Below are 18335 nucleotides of genomic sequence, written 5' to 3' on the forward strand. Positions count from 1 at the left end.
TAGACCTTTCACAATTCCCCCCGGTACGCCAGATCCAGCACTTCCACCGTGTGCATCACCGGAACCGGGCTGCCCTGACGGCGCACATGGCTCTGAATCTGGGTGTGGCAGCCGATGTTGCCGCTGGCGATCAGGTCCGGCGTGGTGGACAGGATGTGTCCGGCCTTGCGTGCGCCCAGTTGCCCAGCTAGTTCAGGTTGTTCCAGATTGTACGTCCCTGCCGAGCCGCAGCACAGGTCACCCTCGGGAATTTCCACGATGCTCACGCCAGGAATCATTCGCAGCAGTTCGCGCGGCGCAGAGCGGACCTTCTGCGCGTGGGCCAGATGGCAGGCGTCGTGGTACGCGATTTTGAGGGGGCGCGAGGCGGGCATGAACGGTTCCAGCCCCTCCTCCCGCGCCAGCGCTCCCAGATACTCGCTGATGTCCTGCACTTTGGCGGAGAAGGCTTTCGCCCGCCCCTCGTCGTGCAGGCCGTGCAGGATGATCGGATATTCCTTGAGGCCCGCACCGCAGCCCGCCGCGTTGGAGAGGATGGCGTCGTAATCGTCGGGGTTGAAGGCATCCAGATTGGCGCGGACCAGCCGCAACGCCTCATCCCGCGCCCCGGTGTGGAGCGCGGCGGCCCCACAACAACCCTGGCCATCTGGAATCACGACTTCAATCCCGTTGCGGGCCAGCACGCGCAGGGTGGCGGCGTTGAAGTTGGGCGCGAGGGCCTGCTGGGCGCAGCCGGTCAGAAAGGCCACCCGGCCCCGGCGCTGGCCCTGCGCGGGCGTGACCCTGGGGCTAGGCTGCATGGCGGGAACGTGTTCGGGCAGCAGGTCCAGCGGTCCACGCAACGCGGCGGGCAGCACGGGCGCAAGCGGCTTGGCGTACTGACCGACGCGAGCAGCCACACTGAACAGCTTTGGGGCGGGCAGCGCCTTGAGAATGGCGTAACGCTTGGCCCTGTCCAGCGGCGAGCGCTGGCGCTGCGGCTCGCTCCAGCCGCGAAAACTGGTGATCAGTTCGCCGTAGGGCACGCCGCTGGGGCAGGCGGTCACGCACGCCTGACAGCCCAGGCAGCGGTCCAGATGCGGCGCGGCGTCCAGCAGGTCCAGACCGCCCTCCAGCACCTCCTTCATCAGCACGATGCGCCCGCGTGGGCTGTCCATCTCGTCGCCCAGCAGCGCGTAGGTGGGGCAGGCGGGCAGACAGAAGCCGCAATGCACGCAGGCGTCCACGGCGTGCGCCATCACCTCGCCCTGCGGCCCCAGCGCCTGCACGGGAATCTCGTTGTTCACCGGAATTGCCTCACGGGCACAGCATAGAGGCATGGGCTGGGGGCGAAGGTCATACAGAACGCGAAAGGGCTAGAGGGGAGGCCGAACGATGCCCCTCAATTGCTCAGAAATCCCCCGTCCACCGGCAGCATCACCCCGTTGACCATGCCCGCCGCGTCGCTCAGGAGGTAGGCCACCGCCTGCGCCACGTCGCGCGGCTGGGCAAAACGGCCCAGCGGAATACGGGCCAGCATCGGGGCACTTTTCGCCGGGTCACCCCAGGCCATCGCGCCCATCGGCGTCAGGGTCACGGTGGGATTCACGGCGTTCACGCGGATGCCCTGTGGCCCCAGTTCCACCGCCATCACGCGGGTCAGTTGGTCCAGTGCCCCCTTGGAAGCGCAGTAGGCAGCGTGGTTGGGCAGGCCCACGGAAGACGACTGGCTGGACACATTGACGATTGCCCCTGCCGCCCCACGCCCGATCAATCCGCGCGCCACCACCTGCCCCACGATCATGGCCGCGCGAACGTTGACCGCCTGCGTCTGGTCAAAAGCTTCCGGCGTGGTGTCCAGAAAAGATTGCAGGATAGAGATACCCGCGTTGTTCACCAGCAGATCAACTGGCCCGGCCTGTTCGGCAGCCTGCCGGGCGGCATTCGCGTCCGCCAGATCGGCGGCAATGACCTCGCAGCCGGTTTCCCCGCGCAGACTGTCCAGATCGCCCGCATCCCGGCTGATGGCCACCACCTGCGCGCCGCACGCCGACAGCAACGCCACGATTTCGCGGCCAATGCCCTTGCCTGCGCCCGTGACCAGCGCGCGGCGGCCAGAGAAATCAAAGTGCGCCGATGGCTGTTCGGAAGAAGACATACCGCCATTGTGCCGCCCCCAGCATTCAAGCCAGCTTAAGACGGTTTGTGAATCACTTCAAGATATAAAGCATCAGGAAGGCGCAGACTGGGAGGTATGAACTCCTCTCCCCTGCCCCTCTCTGTCCTTGATCTGGTGCCGATTCCCTCTGGTTCGGACGCCACCACGGCATTGCGCGAATCCCTGCGGCTGGCACAACACGCCGAGGACCTGGGTTACGAACGCTACTGGGTGGCCGAACACCACAACATGGGCGCGGTGGCCTCGTCCGTGCCACTGGCGGTCTTAGCGGCAGCCTCGCAGGTGACCCGGCGCATTCGGCTGGGGTCCGGCGGCGTGATGCTGCCCAACCACGCGCCACTGGCCGTGGCCGAGGGCTACCGCCTGCTTTCGGCGCTGGCCCCGGACCGGGTGGACCTGGGATTGGGCCGTGCGCCAGGAACGGATGGCCGCACCGCCAGAGCGCTCCGGGGCGCATCTGGGTTGATGGAGGAATCCTTTGAAAGGCAACTCTCGGAGCTGATGGCGTTTGGCACAGGCAACTTCCCGGCAGGCCATCCCTTCGCGGGAACGGTGGCGGCCCCTGCGGGGGATGGCCTGTTCCCGCCACTGTGGCTCCTGTCCAGCAGCGGCTACGGCGCGCATGTGGCGGCGCAGATCGGCGCGGGGCTGGCCTTCGCGTGGCACATCAATCCCGATACGGCGGGGGCGGCAGCAGCAGTCCAGGCATACCGTGCGGCGTTCCAGCCGTCGGCCACCTTCCCAAAACCCCAGGTGATCGTGGCTGCCAACGTGATCTGCGCCCCCACCCATGCCGAGGCCGAGGAACTGAGCCTGCCCCTGGGCCTGATGTTCCTGCGCCTGACACGCGGCGAGGTGGCCTCCTTCCCCAGCGTGCAGGAAGCCCGTGATTATCCTTACACCCCACAGGAACGCGCGGTGGCCGAAGCGTCCCGCGCCCGCGCCATCGTGGGCGATCCGGCAGAGGTGGCCGCCCGCCTGCACCGTCTGGCCGACGACGTTGGGGCCGACGAACTGATCCTGACCACCATGACCCACGATCCGGCAGCGCGGCGGCGTTCCTACGCGCTGGTCATGGAAGCCATGCGCGAGGGTGTAGCAGTGGCAGCGGACTGACCGAACAGCCCACTCTGCCCCCTATCAACCATGAAAAATCCCCCGCCCACATCAGGACGGGGGATTGAATTTGGGAAGCTTTATACGGACTCCGATTGAAAGGTGTTGAAAACACCTGAAAATCTGAGCGGAGCGAGAGGGAGAAAAACGGGTTCCGGGCGTGGAGTGGAGGGATCGGCGCTGTTCCGATTCCTGCACGAAACAAACGGAATCCGTATTACTTCACGAACAGCATCTGGCGGTAGGTGGGCAGCGGCCACAGCTTGAAGTCGATCAGGTTCTCCAGCTTGTCGGCAGCGGCGCGAACCTCGTTCATGGCAGGCAAGACCTGATCGCGCATGTGATGGGCCTTTTCGTGGACTTCCTCGCCGCCCTGCGCCGCGTTCTGCTCGCGCAGGACTTGCAGGGCGTCGTAGAGCTTATCCGTGACCTCGCTGACTTCCCTGCTCACGCCATCGGCGGCGCGGCTGCCGTCCGGCACGTCCTTCAGGGCGGCCAGATAGCTCAGGGCAGCAGGGAGAATCTGACGCTGGGCCATGTACTCGGTGGTCTCGCCCTCGATGTTAACGGTCTTGAAGTAGATGTCGTACATGATTTCCTGACGAGCCGCCAGCTCGCGGTCATTCAGGATTTCCAGCTTGCCGAACAGCTCGATGTTCTTGGGGCTGTGCAACTGCTCCACGGCGTCCAGAGCCGTTCGCAGATTCAGCAGGCCGCGCTCGTGTTCGGCTTCATGGTGCCACTCGTCGCTGTAGCCGTCGCCGTCGAACACGATGCGCTTGTGGGCCGCGTAGGTTTCGCGCACGATCTCGGCCACGGCGGCGTCCATCTTCTTGCCGCCGTCCAGTTTGGCCTGAAGGTCCACCACCAGATCACCCACCGAGTCGGCCACGATGGCGTTCATCACGGTAATGGGAAAGGAGATGCTCTGGGAGCTGCCCACCGCGCGGAACTCGAACTTGTTGCCCGTGAAGGCAAACGGGCTGGTGCGGTTGCGGTCCCCGGCATGAATCGGGATTTCCGGCAGCACGCGGCTGCCCAGGCCCATCAGGCCCGCCGCCTTGCCGCGTCCGCCCTGCCCGCTGGCGAGGCGCTCAAAGATGTCGCTCAGCTCGCTGCCCAAAAAGATGCTGATGATCGCGGGCGGAGCCTCGGCAGCGCCCAGACGGTGATCGTTGCTGGCGCTTGCCACGCAGGCACGCAGCAGGTCCTGATGCTCGTCCACGGCTTTTAACACGGCAGAGGTGAAGAACAGGAACTGCATGTTCTCGTCGGGGGTGTCGCCGGGGTCCAGCAGGTTCTCGCCCGCGTCGGTGGCCATGCTCCAGTTGCAGTGCTTGCCGCTGCCGTTGATTCCGGCAAAGGGTTTCTCGTGCATCAGGCAGACCAGACCGTACTTGCGCGCCGTGGTCCGCAGCACCTGCATCATCAGTTGCTGGTGATCGGCGGCGATGTTGCTGTTCTCGAAGATCGGGGCCACCTCGAACTGACCGGGAGCCACCTCGTTGTGGCGGGTCTTGACCGGAATGCCCAGCGCGTACAGTTGCATCTCGGCGTCGGTCATGAAGCTCAGGATGCGGTCCGGGATCGCGCCGAAGTAGTGGTCCTCCAGTTCCTGCCCGCGCGGGGGCTTCGCGCCAAACAGCGTGCGTCCGCTCATGACCAGATCGGGGCGGCGGTAGTAGTACTCCTCGGCAATCAGGAAGTATTCCTGCTCCGCGCCCAGGCTGCTGGTCACGCGGGTGCCCTCCGACGCGCCGAACAGCTTGAGGGCCGGGGTGACCGCCTTGTTCAGCGCCTCGATGGAGCGCAGCAGCGGAATCTTGAGGTCCAGCGCCTCACCCTTCCAGGACGCGAACACGCTGGGGATGCACAGCGTCGCCCCGTTGGCGTGCCGGACCACAAAGGCCGGTGACGAGGGGTCCCAGGCGGTGTAGCCGCGCGCCTCGAAGGTGGCCCGCAGGCCCCCGGACGGGAAGCTGGAGGCGTCCGGCTCGGCCTGGATCAGCTCCTTGCCCGAGAAGGACATGATCGCCACGCCGTCCCCGGCAGGGTTCAGGAACGAGTCGTGCTTTTCGGCGGTGCCGCCGGTCAGGGGCTGAAACCAGTGGGTGTAGTGCGTCGCGCCCATTTCCATCGCCCAGGTCTTCATCGCCAGCGCCACGGTGTCGGCGATGCTGGGGTCCAGCGTCTCGCCGCGCTCGGCGGTGGCCTGCAAACTCTTGTACGCGCTCTTGCTCATGCGGGTCTTGAGCTGGTCCACGGTCAGCACGTCGCTGGCGAACTTCTCGGTCACCAGTTCGCTGGGCGTGGGCTGCGCGGTGGCCTCCACACGCCAGTTGCGGGCCGCCGAGTTGACATCGAAATCCTGGTTGTTGCCGGTCTGAGTCATAGTCGCTCTCCCTGGTGCAGGCACGGGGCGGCGCACGGAGTCTGGTCGCACCCCGACTCCGCAATCGTCCACCGCCGACCTGTCATCGGGGGTGAGTATAGAGGGAAGCCGGAAAGTCGGTCAACGCACTTCTCTGAACAAGTGGGACGGAAAGCTGGACAGACGCATCTGGAAGTGGACGGCTTCTGCAATCTGTCCCAGTAGGAGTGACAGTTTGTTCAGAATAGAGGTCACATCTCGCAATTTGTGGGCGGTGCGTGTTTCATTTTGGATCAGAGGAACTGCGCCGTCAGACTCCGCACACAGTCTTTCAGGCTCTGCGGCGGCCCCTCGTACAGCACCTCACCGCCAGCACTGCCCCCTTCCGGCCCCAGATCGATGATCCAGTCGGCCTGCCGGATCACGTCCAGATGGTGTTCGATCAACAGGACGGTGTTGCCTCCCTCCACCAGCCGGTCAATCAGGCGCATCAGCATCCCGATGTCCGAGAGATGCAGCCCGGTGGTGGGTTCGTCCATCACGTAGACGCTGCCCTTCTTGTGCAGTTCGGTGGCGAGTTTGAGGCGCTGGCCCTCGCCGCCCGACACGGTGCTGAGCGGCTGCCCCAGTTTCAGGTAGCCCAGCCCCACATCGTTCATGGCCTGCAACACCGCACGCACTTTCTTCTCGGTGAAGAAGGCCAGTGCGCCCTCTGCGGTCATGTCCAGCACATCCGCAATGGACTTTTCGCGCAGGTGGTACGCCAGCACTTCCTCCTTGAAGCGTTTGCCCCCGCAGACCTCGCACACGGAGGTCATGCCCTCCATGAAGGCCAGATCGGTGTAAATGACGCCCAGACCGTTGCACTCGGGGCAACTGCCCTCACTGTTAAAGCTGAACAGCGAGGCGCTCACGCCGTTGGCTTTGGCAAACGCCTTGCGGATGTCGTCCATGATGCCCGTGTAGGTGGCTGGGGCCGAGCGACTGTTGGCGGTCACGCGGGACTGATCGATCACGATTGAGCCGGGGTGCTGCGCCAGAAACACGTCGTTGATCAGCGAACTCTTGCCCGAACCCGCCACGCCCGTCACCACCGTCAGCACTCCGGTTGGAATGTCCACGGTCACGTTCTTGAGGTTATGCAGGCTGGCGTTCTTGACAGTCAGATGGCCGGTTGCCTTCCGCACCTTCTCCTTGATCGGCAGGTGCTGACTCAGGAATTTCCCGGTCAACGTGTCGGCGTGCTGAAGATCAGCGTAACTGCCCTCAAAGATCACCCGCCCGCCGTGTGTCCCGGCTCCTGGCCCGATGTCCACGACATGGTCAGCCACCGCGATCACGTCCGGGTCATGCTCCACCACCAGCACGGTGTTGCCCTTGTCGCGCAGTTTGAAGAGCAGCCCCGTCAGGCGGGCCACGTCGCGGGCGTGCAGGCCCACGCTGGGTTCGTCGAGGATGTACAGCATCTCGGTCAGGCTGTTGCCCAGATGCCGGATCATCTTGAGGCGCTGCGATTCGCCCCCCGACAGCGTGGCCGTCTCGCGCCCCAGGCTCAGGTAGCCCAGGCCGATGTCCACCAAATGTTGCAGGCGTTCGGTCAGTCTGGCGGCCACCCGCACGGCCAGCGGATCGGTCATTCGGCCCAGAAAGGCGATCAATGCGCCGATCTCCAGATTCGACGCCTCGGCAATGTTCAGGCCGTCGATGCGGCTATCCAGCGCCGCCGCGTTCAGCCGCGCGCCGTGGCACAGCGGGCAAATCTGGGACGTGGTGAACTCCTCGAAGACCTTGCGGTTGCGCTCGGACATGGCCGCCGCGTCCTTGCTGAGATACATGCGAGTGAAGCGCTCGATCAGGCCCTCGTAGGTCATGTTGATCTCGCCCAGCGACACCTTCAGATCGCGGCCATACAGCAGTTGGTGCAGTTCCTCGTCGGTGTAATCCTGCACGGGTTTGTCGTTGTCGAACAGCCCCGAAAGCGCGTAGATCTTCCAGACCCACTTGCCCACTTTGAATTCGGGATGCAGCATGGCCCCGCCGTTCAGCGACAGGCGGCGGTCCAGCAGGCGGTCCAGATCCAGTTGCGTGGTCCTGCCGATGCCCTCGCACTCGGAACACATCCCCTGCGGCGTGTTGAAGGAATAGTGAAAGCCCGGCCCGGCGGAGGGTTGGCCGAAGCGCGAGAACAGCAGGCGCAGCGGCGCGGCGATGTCGGTGTACGTTCCCGCCGTGGAGCGTGCGCCGCCGCCCACCCGCTTCTGATCGATGATGATCGGCGCGTTCAGGTGTTCGATACGGTCCACGTCCGGCTGCCCGTAATGCGGCAGAAAGCCCTGCACAAAGGCAGTAAACGTTTCGTTGAGCTGCCGCTGCGCCTCGGCAGCAATGGTGTCGAACACCAGCGAGGATTTGCCGGAGCCGGAGACGCCAGTAAAGACAGTGATCTGCCCTTTGGGAATCTTGATCGAAACGTCCTGAAGATTGTTCTCGCGTGCGCCGTGGACCTCGATGTACTGCCGCTGGGTGCTGTTCTGGCTCATGGGTGGGCCTCCTGAATGCCTCCAGCCTGTCTGAGATTTATGTGTAAACGGTTCCACAACAAGTTCATCCAATCTTAATTTTCACAAGCATGTTCAGCCGCCAGATTGCCGCAGAAGGTTGCCCCTCCTTCCCCTTGAGCTGCCGGGCCGTTACCCTGAGACACCGTTCTTTTGGAGGGAACCCCATGACCCCAGCGCCCACACCCACCCCTGACCGGGCCGAGATTCTTTCGCGGCTGCGAGACGGGCAGATCAAATTTCTGCGCCTGCAATTCACCGATATTCTGGGCACCACCAAGAACGTGGAGGTGCCGCCCTCGCAGTTTGAAAAGGCCCTGAGCGGCGACGTGACCTTCGACGGCAGCGCCGTGGAGGGCTTCACGCGCGTCGAGGAATCCGACATGCTGCTGCGCCCGGACCTGGGCACGTTCCTGATCTACCCGCCGTTTTCGCGTGAAGAAGGCGAGCGCGGCGCGGTGGCTCGGCTGATCTGCGACGTGACCCTCCCGGACGGCACGCCATTCGAGGGCGATCCCCGGCTGGTTCTCAAGCGCCAGATCGAGCGGGCACAGGAGAAAGGCTACGAGATGTTCGTCGGCACCGAGCCGGAATTTTTCCTGTTCGAGCGCACGCCCGCTGGCCTGGGCAGCACCGTCACGCACGACCGGGCCGGATATTTTGACCTCGCTCCTATCGACAAGGGCGAGCGCATCCGGCGCGAGATTGCCAACAAACTGGTCGAGATGGGCTTCGAGATCGAGGCCGCGCACCATGAAGTCGCGCCCGGCCAGCACGAGATCGACTTCCGCTACGCCCCGGCGCTGGAAACGGCGGACCGCATCGCCACCTTTAAATTCGTGGTCAAGCGGGTGGCGCTGGAATACGGCCTGCTGGCCAGCTTTCTGCCCAAGCCACTGGCAGGCGTCAGCGGCAGCGGGATGCACTGCCACCTGAGCCTGTTCAAGGGCGGCCAGAATGCCTTTGCCGACGAAAAAGGCGAGTACGGCCTCTCGAAAATTGCCGAGGGTTTTATCGCCGGGCTGCTGGACCACGCCGAGGGCATGACCGCCATCACCAACCCGCTGGTCAACAGCTACAAGCGGCTGGTGCCGGGCTTCGAGGCCCCGGTGAACATCGCCTGGAGCACCAGCAATCGCAGCGCTCTGGTCCGCATTCCGGCCAAGCGCGGCAATTCCACCCGCGCCGAGCTGCGGATGCCGGACCCCAGTTGCAACCCGTATCTGGCGCTGGCGCTGATGCTGGCCGCCGGCCTGGACGGCATCGAGCGCGAGCTGGAGCCGCCGCCCGCGATTGCCCGCAACATCTTCAGGATGACCGTGCGCGAGAAACGCCACCACCGCGTCAAGGAGCTGCCCACCGACCTGCGTGAGGCCGTCGATGAGCTGGGCAAGGACGAGGTGCTGAAACAGGCACTGGGGGAACATGTCCTGGATCATTTCGTGGCCGCCAAAAGGGCCGAGTGGCGCGAATACAGCACTGCCGTGCATGCCTGGGAACTGGAACGCTATCTGGATCTGGTGTAAGGCGCGGTGGGTGCCCTCCCCTGCCACAGCAGGGGCATTTTCCGCACTGCCGGAGTTTTTAATCGGGCCAGCCACTGCACAGCGGTAGATGCTTCTCAGTAGAAGGATTGCACTTAGGCAGTCCGCATCTGAACTGGAGCGCAATAGGCGCCCCACCGCCATTAAGGCCATCTGGCAGGCATTCCCCCCTATCGGCCAGCCCAATCCCCACCCCATTGGACCCCCAACTTGATTAAGACGGTGGGGTGAAGAACCGCACAGGCAGATCCAAATACACGTTTATTGCTCAGATCGAGCCATAAGGCGCAATTATTCTCCGGTTTGCACGCCAGTTCCAGTCCGACGTTCCAAAGGTGAGATGAGGGACGCATTGACTTCATCTTAATTCGTCCCTAGAATCCTGCTATCGCAACCACAGCGCATCCAGGCCCCAGGGTCCGGCGGCGCATCAATACCCGGAGGAATTATGAAGAAGACTGCATTGAGCCTTTCTGTACTTGCCGCATTGGCGCTTGGCACCGCCAGCGCGCAGACCACCATCAAGATCGCCAGCATCAGCCCGCTGTCCGGCGGCCAGAGCAACCTGGGCACCCAGATCCGCAACGGCGTGCAACTGGCCGTCAACGAGTACGCCGCGCAGTTCAAGAAGGCGGGCTTTAACCTGCAACTCGTTCCCTACGACGATCAGGCCGATCCCGCGACTGGCACCGCTGCCGCCCGCAAGATTGCCGCCGACAACCAGATCCTGGCCGTGGTGGGCACCCTGAACAGCGGCGTGGCGATTCCTGCCAGCGCCGCCCTGGCCCCCAGCAACCTGGTGATGGTCAGCCCGGCCAACACCGCCAACCAGGTCACCGACCGTGGTCTGGCCAACATGAACCGCATCGTGGCCCGCGACGATTCGCAGGGTCCGGCAGGCGCAAACTTCATCACCGACACCCTGAAAGCCAAGAAAGTCTACGTCCTGAACGACAAGACCGCCTACGGCGAAGGTCTGGCGGGCGAAGTCGAGAAGGCCCTGAAAGCCAAGGGCGTGACCATCTCCGGCAACGAAGGCACCGAGGAAAAGAGCGACTTTTCCAGCATCGTCGCCAAGATCAAGCTGACCAAGCCTGACGCCATCTACTTCGGCGGCATCTACAACCAGATCGGCGTGTTCATCAAGCAGTTGCGCGGCGCGGGCATCGATACCCCCGTCGTCGGCGGCGACGGCCTGGACAGCAGCGAACTGCCCGTGATCATCGGCAAGGCTGGAGCCAACAACGTCTACTACACCACCGTGGCCGCGCCGCTGGAAGCGCTGCCCGCCGCCAAGACCTTTGCGGCCAACTTCCAGAAGACCTTCAACACCCCTGCCCAGGGCTTCGGCGCTTTCGGTTACGACGCCGCCAAGGTCACCTTGCAGGGCATCCTGGACGCCGCCCGCGCCAACGGCGGCAAGGCCCCCAGCCGCAAGCAGGTGCTGGACACCATCCGCAAGGGCACCTACAAGGGCCTGCTCTCGGGCGAAGTCAGCTTCAACAGCGTCGGGGACCGCAAGGCCGCCACGCTGTACGTGATCAAGCTCACGGACGGTAAGGCCGCGCTGGAAACCAGCCTGGCCGTCAAGCCCCCCAAGAACTGAACCCCATTCCTTGTTGACCGTGGGGCCGGGCTACGTGCCTGGCCCCCTTCTTTTTGTAGACACTGCTTGTCAGTACCAGCTTTTTGAGATATCGGGGACCGAGAGGGAGGTTCTGGAAGTGATTCCACATTCAACCCGCGCCCCACCCAAGAGTAGAATGCAGCCGATTTCACCATCATTCCGGTTTTTGCGTCCCATCACATCCCCTTCATTCACCAAGAGGAGCTGATTTCATTGGAACTTTCTGTCCTGCTGCCCTTTATTGTCAACGTGATCATCGGCGGCCTGGTTTTAGGCTTCGTCTACGCCATCATCGCGCTGGGCTACACCATGGTGTACGGCGTGCTGCAACTGATCAACTTTGCCCACTCGGAAGTCTTCATCACCGGAGCGGTGGTGGGGTTCGAGGTCTTCCGCATCCTTCAGAACTCGGCCATGAACGGCTACCTGAAGTTGCTGATCGCGCTGGTGGCCGCCATGATCGTCTCGGGGCTGCTCAATGTGCTGATCGAGCGGCTGGCCTACCGCCCGTTGCGCGGCGCACCACGTCTGGTGCCGCTGATCACCGCGATCGGTGTCTCGCTGATCCTGCAAGACACGCTGCGCTTTCTGGAAGGGTTGCAGGGCCGATTTGACCTGACCTACACGCTGCCCACCGGTTTTGCCGACAAGTTCTGCGCCACCACGAGTAGCTGCGCCCCCCTGGGCAATTTCCTGCGGACCATCGGTGTGGACGTGCAGCTTAAAGACGTGATTCTGGTGATCGTGGCGCTGGTCAGCCTGGGCCTGCTGAATTACGTGGTCAACCGTACCCGGCTGGGCAAGGCCATTCGCGCCGTGTCCCAGGACCGCGTGACCGCTGGCCTGATGGGCATCGACTCGAACCTGATGATCAGCGCCACCTTCCTGATCGGTGGAGCGCTGGGCGGCGTCAGCGGCGTGCTGTTCGGCATGAAGTTCGGCACGATCAACGCCTACAGCGGCTTCGATCCGGGCATCATCGCCTTCACGGCAGCGGTGCTGGGCGGCATCGGCAGCATTCCCGGCGCGGTGCTGGGTGGCCTGCTGCTCGGGGTGATCCAGAACCTGATCGGCGTGACGAACATCTTCGGCAACCTGCTGGGCCTCGCCAACCTGGGCACCATCGATGCCAGTTATTCCAAGATCGGGCCGTTTATCGTGCTGGTGCTGATCCTGATCTTCAAGCCCACTGGCCTGCTCGGCAAGAGCAACGTGGAGAAGGTATGACGGTTGCCAATCCCGCGAAACCCGCTGTCCGCCGTCCCCTGGTCAAACCGGACCGAACCGTCTGGCTGGTGCTGTTCTTCGTCGTCACCTCCATTCTGCTGCTGGTCTCACACGAAACCGACGTCATGAAAAACCTGGGGGCACTGGGCGACGTTCTGCGCAACAAGGTGGTGGAGGCGCTGGTCGTCTCGCTGTTCCTGGCAAACGTGCTGTTCGCCTACCTGTGGAAGGCCGCCAACTGGGCCAAGCTGCTGGTGGGCATCGGCAGCCTGCTATTCGTGTTGCCGCTGGCCGGACAGGCCGACACCAGCCTGCTGGACCTGAGCATCCAGATCATGATCTTCGCCGCGCTGGCACTGGGCCTGAACATCGTGGTGGGCCTGGCGGGTCTGCTCGATCTGGGCTACGTGGCCTTCTTCGCGGTGGGCGCGTACACCTGGAGCATCTTCGGCAGCCCCCGCTTCAGCGAGGTCCTGAAGTATTACGGCGCGAACGCGGGCAGCACCGGCAGCGGCACCCTGGTCATCGGGCTGGTGCTGACGGCGGTGGCGGCGGGCAGCATGCTGTACATCCGGGGGATGCATGGGCGCGTGGCCCCCACCACCCTGAGCAACCTGAGCTTTCTGCTGGCGGGCTTTGGGCTGCTCTCGGGCATCATTCTGGTGGGCCGCTCGATCCTGGTGCTGGCTTCCGGGTCGGCGGAGGCACTGGCGAACGGCATCAACCCCGGTTTCTTCTGGCTCTTTCTGGCGCTGAGCGTCATGACTGCCGCCCTGGTGGGCGTGCTGATCGGTCTGCCGGTGCTGAAGCTCAAGGGCGATTACCTGGCGATCATCACCCTGGGCCTGGGCGAAGTGATCCGGGTGCTGGCCAACAACCTCGGCCTGTACACGGCGGGTTCGCAGGGCATCACCCCCATCGCCTCGGCGTCGGTGCCGTGGTTCAACTCGCTGGCCGGGGCGCTGGGCTTCCGGCCAGAGCAGTACTACCTGCTGTTCCTGTACGTGCTGGTGCTGATCGTGATCGCCGTGATCCTGCTGGTCAACGTCAGGTTGGACAACAGCCGTATCGGACGCGCGTGGATCGCCATCCGTGACGACGAGATCGCGGCGCAGGCGATGGGCGTGCCCCTGATGCAGACCAAGCTGATCGCCTTTGCCACCGGGGCCAGCTTTGCCGGGGTGATGGGCATGATCTTCGCGGCCAAGCAGACCTTTATCAGCCCCGAGAGCTTCAACCTGCTGCAAAGCATCACGGTACTGAGCATGGTGGTGCTGGGCGGCATGGGATCGTTCAGCGGCGTGATCCTGGGCGCGGCAGTGGTCACCCTGCTGAACCTGCGAATCTTGCCGGGTCTGGGCGAGGCCAGCGCCAACGTGTCCTGGATTCCGCAGGAGGTCAACCCGGCCAACTTCAACCGCTTCATCTTCGGCTCGATTCTGGTGGCGATGATGCTGCTGCGCCCCGAGGGGCTGCTGCCCAACGCACGCCGCACGCGTGAGCTGCACCACGAGGACGATCAGGAAGACGAGAGCGCCGACGGCAACGCCAGTGGGCTGAAGGCAGGCGGCGACGTGTACAGCGCCGGACTGGCGACCACCAAAGAAGACGACAAGACCGGAGGCGACCGATGATCAAAACCACCGTTCATCCTGGCCCCACGGCACCAGCCAGCGGCGGCAGCATTCTGGAAGTGGACGCGCTGACCAAGGAATTCGGCGGGCTGACCGCCGTGAACTCGGTGACCATGCACGTCCCGGACCGCAGCATCGTCAGCGTGATCGGTCCCAACGGCGCGGGCAAGACCACCTTCTTCAACATGATCACCGGCATCTACGCGCCCACGCGCGGCAGCATCAAGCTGGCCGGACGTGAGCTGGTGGGCCTGCGCCCCGATCAGGTGACGGAAGCCGGAATTGCGCGCACCTTCCAGAACATCCGGCTGTTCTCCAGCATGACCAGCGAGGAAAACATCATGGTGGGGCGCAACTCCCGCCTGAAGAGCACCTTCGTGGACGCCGTGCTGCGGACCCGCCGCTTTCACGAGTCCGAACACGAGGCGCGTGAGGCCGCCCGCATCATGCTGGACTTCGTGGGCCTGAGCAAATGGCGCAACGAGATCGCCACCAATCTGCCCTACGGCGATCAGCGCAAGCTGGAAATCGCCCGCGCGCTGGCCACCACGCCCAAGCTGATCCTGCTGGACGAACCCGCCGCCGGGATGAACCCCCGCGAGACCGAGGACCTGAAAGCCCTGATCCGCCGCATCCGTGACGAGCTGGGCGTGACCATCTGCCTGATCGAACACGACATGCGGCTGGTCATGACCCTCAGCGAATACATCACCGTGCTGGATTACGGCACCAAGATCAGCGAGGGCCTGCCGCATCAGGTCCGCAACGACCCCGCCGTGATGGAAGCGTACCTGGGACGCGGGGCCGCCGCCGGGGAATACGGCAAGGAGGAAGCCTCACAATGAGCCATCTCAGCACCCACCTGACCACGGCACCCACGCCCGCAGCGGCCCCCGACACCACCGGAACGCCCATGCTGGCCCTGACCGACATCCACTCGTACTACGACCACATCCACGCCCTCAAGGGGATTACCCTGAACGCCTACGAGGGCGAGATCGTGGCGCTGATCGGCGGCAACGGCGCGGGCAAGACCACCACGCTGCGCACGGTGAGCGGCATGATGAAACCGCGCACCGGCACGCTGAGCTACCTGGGCGAGGACGTCGCCGGGAAACCCGCCCACCAGACCATGCAGATGGGCATGAGCCATGTGCCGGAAGGCCGCCGGATCTTCGCCCAACTGACCGTCCGCGAGAATCTGGAGGTGGGCGCGTACACCATTACCGATAAGAAACTGATCGAGGAGCGCGTACAGGAGGGCTTCGCCTACTTCCCCCGCCTGAAAGAGCGCGAGAACCAGTTGGGCGGCACCATGTCCGGCGGCGAGCAGCAGATGCTGGCGATTGCCCGCGCCCTGATGGTCAACCCACGCCTGCTGCTGCTGGACGAGCCGAGCATGGGCCTGTCGCCGCTGTTCGTGGAGGCGATCTTCGACATCATCGTCAAGCTGAACAAGGAACACAACACCACCGTGCTGCTGGTGGAACAGAACGCCAACATGGCCCTGGCGATTGCCCACCGCGCCTACGTGCTGCAAACCGGCGAGATGAAGCTGAGCGGCAAGGCCAGCGACATCGCCAAGGACGAGAGCGTGCGTAAGGCGTACCTGGGCGACGAGTAGGTCGATAGTTGAAAGTTGATGGTTGATGAAACAAGGCCGGGGCGAACGCTCCGGCCTTTGCTTTTGCGTCAAATCTCCAAGTCACCCCCAACACCAACCGTTACCCTGACAACATGCACAACCTGCGCCTCGCCGCCGCCCTGATCACGGGCAGCCTACTGTTCACCGCCTGCGTGCCTGCGCCGATGGCCTTCGATCCGGCGAACATGCCAGCGGCGGGCGATCTGGGGGCCAGAAATGCCGCAACCGAGTGGTGGTACGTGTCCGGCGTGCTGCCCGACTCCGGGCCGGCCTTTCACTGGGCACAGTTCAAGGTGAATTACAGAGGGCTGCCGTATCACGCCTCGCACATCGCCATTACCGATCTGAGGAACAACAAACTGTATTTCGTGGAGAACGGCGATCAATCGGCCACCTTCGGCTTCCCGCCCCTGAGTCTGTCGCAGGGCGACTGGAAACTGGTGCAGGAGGCCGGAAACAACGGCCCCTTCAAGCTGACGGCTGGTCCGCTGAACCTGACCCTGACGCCCGCCAAAAACCCGGTGGTGCATCCGCCCGGCTACTCCGGCAACGCCGAGACAGGCCGGATGTACTACCAGAGCATTACCCGCCTGGACGTGGGCGGCACAATTCAGGTGGGCGAGGACACCCGGCAGGCCAGCGGGCAGGCATGGCTGGACCACCAGTGGGGCGATCAGCAGCCCGGCGCGGCAGTCAAATGGGACTGGTTCGGCCTGCATCTCTCGGACGGCTCCGACCTGATGCTGTACCGGGTCAGGAACGCCAGAGATGAAGTGGTGCAGGTAGCCGCCTCGCTGGTCAGTCCCGAGGGCGTGGCGCGTGAAGTGAAAGACGTGACCATGACGCCGGGCCGCGTGTGGAAAAGCCCCAGCGGACGCGACTACACCCTGAGCTGGCAGGTGAGCGGCGAGAATCTGGCACTGGACCTGAACCCCCTGCGCGACGATCAGGAACTGCTGAGCAAGACGACTTCCGTGGCGTACTGGGAAGGGCCGGTGAACGGCACGGGCACGCTGAACGGGCAGGCCATCACCGCCTCGGGCATGGGCGAGTTCGTGGGCGGCGTGCTGACCAAAGACGAGGGCGGGATGTTTACCATTCCAGCCAAATAGCGCGGCGCAGCGGCCATCACCGCCGAAGTTGGGCCAGGGACCGGAACGCCAGCGGCAGAACGCCCAGCCACAGGATCACGGCGCAGCCCAGGCCCAGCACGGGCGTCCTCAGCTCGGCGGGCAGCAGCAGGGACACGCCGCCCAGCAGGCAGAAGGCCCCGGCGACCCAGGCGAAGATGCCGTTGCGGAACGCCGAGACGAGACCGAGAAAATGCAGGCCCACGATGATCACGATGACGGGCATGATGGCGTCTTCCCGGCCACTGGCAGTCAGCAGTCTGGCCGCCACGGGAAAGGCCACGAGCATGGCGATCAGCGAAATTCGGTAGGCGGGGGTCATGAATGGATTGGGCGGCGGAGCGCCAGTGCCTGACGGGGCCGGGGCGTGGGCCGCCTCGCGGCTGAATTTCAGGGCCAGAAACGCCAGAACCCCGCTGATCAGCACCACCACCGCCAGCGCCAGGAATCGCCAGCCAGCCGTCAGGGCCAGACTGCCGTTCAGGCCCCAGACCAGCGCGAAAACTGCGCTGATCGAAATGGACGCTGCCGCACCGCGAAGGTGGGCTGAGGTCAGAGGTGTCGTGGACATGGTGTGCCACGTTACCAAGTCCTGGCTGTGCCTGATGAGTTGCTCGGCGGGGCGAAACTTCATTAAGCCTGGCACTCCCGCCCGAACAGACGCGCGAGGAGTCCGGTTCCGGCAAAGACCTCTACGCTTTCTTCCCCACCCCGAACAGGCCCAGGCCCCAGCCCATCGCCGGACCCACCGTCAGGGCGAAGACCAGCGTGCCCCAGCCTAGCGGCCCGCCCAGCGCCCAGCCGACGAGCAGCACCGCCACTTCTACCGCACTGCGGATGCGCGGCACGGGCCAGCCGCTCAGGCGGTTCAGCGCCAGCGTCAGGCCGTCGCGCGGGCCAGCGCCCAGACCCGCCGCCACGTAGGCCCCGGTGGCGAAGCCCAGCAACCCCACACCTAGCAGAAACTGCGCCCAGCGCCAGCCCAACGCCACGGGATTGGGAATCAATGGGGCCAGCAGGTCCAGAAAGACGCCGATCAACACCACGTTCAGCACGGTGCCCAGGCCAATGCGCTCCTTCAGGCGCAGGGCCGTGAAGGTCACGATCACCGCTCCGGTCAGGATACTGACCACGCCCACCGTCAGCGGCAGGTGCCGGGTCACGCCGACATGCAGCACTTCCCAGGGGGCGGTGCCCACGTTGGCGTCGAGCATCATCCGCAGGCTCAGGCCGTACAGAAACAGGCCCGTGAGGAGCAGGACAAAGCGGGCCAGCCGCGAGGGACGAACCAGCCGGGCCAGCGGCGCGGAGGCCGTCACCCGAGC

14 protein-coding genes are annotated in these 18335 nt (G+C 64.3%); 8 read left to right on the forward strand and 6 right to left on the reverse strand.

From position 1 onward, the window contains the following. Positions 1-8: 8 nt before the first annotated feature. Together glcF and BOO71_RS02385 are read right to left on the reverse strand one after the other, a co-directional pair. A complete protein-coding gene (glcF, locus tag BOO71_RS02380) occupies positions 9-1286 on the reverse strand; it encodes a glycolate oxidase subunit GlcF (protein ID WP_075830380.1) in 1278 nt (425 codons plus the stop codon). 95 nt (positions 1287-1381) lie between these two features. Beyond that, positions 1382-2137, reverse strand: coding sequence for an SDR family oxidoreductase (locus BOO71_RS02385; RefSeq protein WP_075830381.1), 756 nt, complete (start codon positions 2135-2137; stop codon positions 1382-1384). Between the two features lie 96 nt (positions 2138-2233). Between BOO71_RS02385 and BOO71_RS02390 the strand changes: the two genes are divergently transcribed. Further along, positions 2234-3274 (forward strand): LLM class flavin-dependent oxidoreductase, encoded by a 1041-nt coding sequence (locus BOO71_RS02390; RefSeq protein ID WP_075830382.1) that lies wholly within the window; start codon positions 2234-2236, stop codon positions 3272-3274. Between the two features lie 217 nt (positions 3275-3491). Here BOO71_RS02390 and BOO71_RS02395 read toward each other — a convergent pair whose 3' ends face one another. Together BOO71_RS02395 and BOO71_RS02400 are read right to left on the reverse strand one after the other, a co-directional pair. Then, positions 3492-5666: a glutamine synthetase III family protein gene (locus tag BOO71_RS02395; protein ID WP_075830383.1), complete on the reverse strand. Its 2175-nt coding sequence runs from the start codon at positions 5664-5666 to the stop codon at positions 3492-3494. Positions 5667-5938: 272 nt separating this feature from the next. Next, positions 5939-8185 carry an ATP-binding cassette domain-containing protein gene (locus BOO71_RS02400; RefSeq protein WP_075830384.1) on the reverse strand — a complete coding sequence of 749 codons (2247 nt, stop codon included), beginning with the start codon at positions 8183-8185 and terminating at the stop codon, positions 5939-5941. Between the two features lie 185 nt (positions 8186-8370). Here BOO71_RS02400 and BOO71_RS02405 point away from each other — a divergent pair, with 185 nt between their 5' ends. The 7 genes from BOO71_RS02405 to BOO71_RS02435 all read left to right on the forward strand — a co-directional run bounded on the left by BOO71_RS02405 (position 8371) and on the right by BOO71_RS02435 (position 16992). Beyond that, the gene (locus tag BOO71_RS02405) at positions 8371-9729 is read left to right on the forward strand and encodes a glutamine synthetase family protein (RefSeq protein WP_075830385.1); all 1359 of its coding nucleotides are present in this window, start codon (positions 8371-8373) and stop codon (positions 9727-9729) included. Positions 9730-10195: 466 nt separating this feature from the next. Beyond that, positions 10196-11353: a branched-chain amino acid ABC transporter substrate-binding protein gene (locus tag BOO71_RS02410; RefSeq protein ID WP_075830386.1), complete on the forward strand. Its 1158-nt coding sequence runs from the start codon at positions 10196-10198 to the stop codon at positions 11351-11353. Between the two features lie 234 nt (positions 11354-11587). Beyond that, on the forward strand, positions 11588-12601 hold the full coding sequence (locus BOO71_RS02415) for a branched-chain amino acid ABC transporter permease (RefSeq protein ID WP_075830387.1): 1014 nt from the start codon (positions 11588-11590) through the stop codon (positions 12599-12601). Then, the gene (locus BOO71_RS02420) at positions 12598-14235 is read left to right on the forward strand and encodes a branched-chain amino acid ABC transporter permease (protein ID WP_075830388.1); all 1638 of its coding nucleotides are present in this window, start codon (positions 12598-12600) and stop codon (positions 14233-14235) included. The genes BOO71_RS02415 and BOO71_RS02420 overlap by 4 nt, the downstream gene beginning before the upstream one ends. Further along, positions 14232-15080, forward strand: a complete 849-nt coding sequence (locus BOO71_RS02425; RefSeq protein ID WP_075830389.1) for an ABC transporter ATP-binding protein — start codon at positions 14232-14234, stop codon at positions 15078-15080. The genes BOO71_RS02420 and BOO71_RS02425 overlap by 4 nt, the downstream gene beginning before the upstream one ends. A gap of 68 nt (positions 15081-15148) precedes the next feature. Next, positions 15149-15859 (forward strand): ABC transporter ATP-binding protein, encoded by a 711-nt coding sequence (locus BOO71_RS02430; RefSeq protein WP_075830430.1) that lies wholly within the window; start codon positions 15149-15151, stop codon positions 15857-15859. 113 nt (positions 15860-15972) lie between these two features. Beyond that, a complete protein-coding gene (locus BOO71_RS02435; protein ID WP_075830390.1) occupies positions 15973-16992 on the forward strand; it encodes a lipocalin family protein in 1020 nt (339 codons plus the stop codon). A 16-nt stretch (positions 16993-17008) separates the two neighbouring features. Here BOO71_RS02435 and BOO71_RS02440 read toward each other — a convergent pair whose 3' ends face one another. Further along, the gene (locus BOO71_RS02440) at positions 17009-17581 is read right to left on the reverse strand and encodes a hypothetical protein (RefSeq protein ID WP_139322693.1); all 573 of its coding nucleotides are present in this window, start codon (positions 17579-17581) and stop codon (positions 17009-17011) included. Between the two features lie 121 nt (positions 17582-17702). After that, positions 17703-18329 carry a YczE/YyaS/YitT family protein gene (locus BOO71_RS02445; RefSeq protein WP_083652876.1) on the reverse strand — a complete coding sequence of 209 codons (627 nt, stop codon included), beginning with the start codon at positions 18327-18329 and terminating at the stop codon, positions 17703-17705. Positions 18330-18335: the final 6 nt, after the last annotated feature.

This window comes from Deinococcus marmoris (assembly GCF_001949125.1).
In the GTDB taxonomy this organism is placed as follows: domain Bacteria; phylum Deinococcota; class Deinococci; order Deinococcales; family Deinococcaceae; genus Deinococcus; species Deinococcus marmoris_A.